At 37.4% G+C, this 2,404-nt stretch carries 2 protein-coding genes; both read right to left on the bottom strand.

What is annotated here, in order from left to right; genetic code table 11:
- Nucleotides 1-298: 298 nt before the first annotated feature.
- Nucleotides 299-454, bottom strand: a complete 156-nt coding sequence (locus tag F6K13_RS28570; protein ID WP_192901120.1) for a hypothetical protein — start codon at nt 452-454, stop codon at nt 299-301.
- Nucleotides 447-2,404 (bottom strand): mannose-1-phosphate guanyltransferase (locus tag F6K13_RS28575; RefSeq protein ID WP_287289224.1); only part of this gene is annotated, 1,958 nt, incomplete at its 5' end. The genes F6K13_RS28575 and F6K13_RS28570, both read right to left, overlap by 8 nt.

Below are 2,404 nucleotides of genomic sequence, written 5' to 3' on the forward strand. Positions count from 1 at the left end.
ATTACCGCAATACAATTAATGATTCTGTGAATTTATTTATGACTGGGAAGAAACTAAATGGTTGATAGTATGGCAGAAACACTGAAGCAATAAAACTATCACAAACGATTTAGGATTGCTATAGTAATCGAAGGAAAGGTGAGAATATATCAAAAGCTTAAAATTCAGACAACGCCAGATTTTCCCTTCTTCTTTCTTCCTGATAATTAATTATAGTAATCGAAGGAAAGGTGAGAACATATCAAAAGCTGAAAACTCAGACAACGCCAGATTTTCCCTTCTTCTTTCTTCCTGATAATTAATTATAGTAATCGAAGGAAAGGTGAGAACATATCAAAAGCTGAAAACTCAGACAACGCCATATTTTCCCTTCTGCCTTCTGCCTTCTGCCTTCTGCCTTCTGCCTTCTTCCTTCTTCCTTCTTCCTTCTTCCTTCTGCCATACTATCAACCATTTAGTTTCTTCCCAGTCATAAATAAATTCACAAAATCATTAATTGTATTGCGGTAATCCCTCAAAGTTTTATCAACCCAATCTCGATCGTTACTATCTGCATAAATATGTACTAAGGGTTCTCCAGCATCCGGTAAAACTAATACCCAATTATCATTTTGATGATTAATAATCTTTACTCCATCAGTTAATTCTAATTTTTCTGGAGAATTAGTTTCTACTAAATACCGCATTAACGCTCCTTTCACTTTCCAAGGACAACGTACTTTATAGGAACGATGAGTAACAGCAGGAATATCCGCACTGATTTGTCCTAAAGAGCGCTCTTGAATAGTCAACATTTCTATTACTTTAGCGATACAAAACATTGCATCAAAACCAGGATGTAATTTAGGAAAAATAAATCCCATATCACCACTCCCACCTAATACCACATTATGATTAATTTGACAAGCCTCCATTAATGCCGTGGGATTTGCTTTTGTCCGAATCACATGACTATCGTGACGACGAGCAATTTGCTCTACTGCCGCAGAAGCATTTATTGGTACTACTACCGAACTGCGCGGATGAGCGGTTAACATTAAATTGACCATTAGTGCAGTTAACATTTCACCACGAATAGCAGAACCAGTTTCATCTACTAATATTAATTGTTCTCCATTTGCTGTTACTTGAACTCCTACATTTGCTTGTAAAGCTTCTACCACCCGACCTAATTGGTCTAATAAACTCTCTTTTTCTTCTTGCCCTAAAGAAGTCTCTTTTAAGCTCGCATTTAAAACTACAGCATCACAACCAAATTTAGCTAATAATTGTGGTAATACTGCTCCAGAAACACCATAACAATAATCAATTACTACTTTAGATTTACTATAGCGAATTGCCTCAGAATTAAGCAGATTTTCAAAGCCTTTGCTATAAGCATCTAATACTTCATGGCGATAAACCACATTGCCAATTTCTGGAATTTGTACTCGCCGTAAATCTTCTTTAAAATATGCTCCCTCTATCTTTTTTTCCTTCGCTTTAGAAAGATTAATTCCTTGAGAATCAAAGATTTCAATTAATATTTGGTCTGAGCGGTTAGGAGAAAGACGTACATGAATACCACCTACAAGATTCATAGTTGGTAAAATTGTTCTGGCAATAGGAATTGCAGTAGATTCTAAATTTATTACGTTCACTCCAACTGACATTAAACCAGCAATTAAAGACCGAGAAACCATCCGAGATATACTGCGTTGGTCGCGAGAAGCTGATATTGTTGAACCAGGTTTTAAAGTAGAACCATAAGCTGCTCCTAACTTCACCGCAAATTCTGGAGTAATATCTATATTTGCTAATCCCTGCACCCCTCGTTGTCCAAACAAATTTCTCTTAGCAGTTGTTCCCCAAATCAAATTAATATTCAGGGTAGCTCCAGATTCTACTTTTTTACTAGGCCATACTCTAACATTGGGACTAATTTGAGCCTCTTCTCCTACAGTAGATAATGAACCAACCACAGCACCTTCTAATACCTGAGCACGACGGTCTATCCGCGCACCTCGACAAATTACACAAGCTCTTAAATTTGCATCCTCTCCCACCAGTGCTCCATTCCAAATAATTGGCCGCTTCACATCAGCATCTGCACCAATTGTCACATTATCTCCAATCACACTACCTGCTTCAATCTGCACTCTTGGGCCAATTCTACAGTTATCTCCGATTAAAGCTGGTGTCTCAACTTTAGCTGTCCGGTCAATATAAGTATTTTCTCCTGTCCAAAGTCCGGGCGATCGCTCTTGATAAGCAAAATCAAGTTTTACTGTATGTTGAAGTGCATCATATTGAGCTTCCCGATAGGCATCTAAATGTCCGACATCACACCAATAACCTTCTGCTATATAGCCATACATTGGCTCATTTTTATCTAACAATAAAGGAAATAATTCTTTCGAGAAAA

It is taken from the genome of Okeania sp. SIO2B9, from assembly GCF_010672505.1.
Classification (GTDB): Bacteria; Cyanobacteriota; Cyanobacteriia; order Cyanobacteriales; family Microcoleaceae; genus Okeania; species Okeania hirsuta.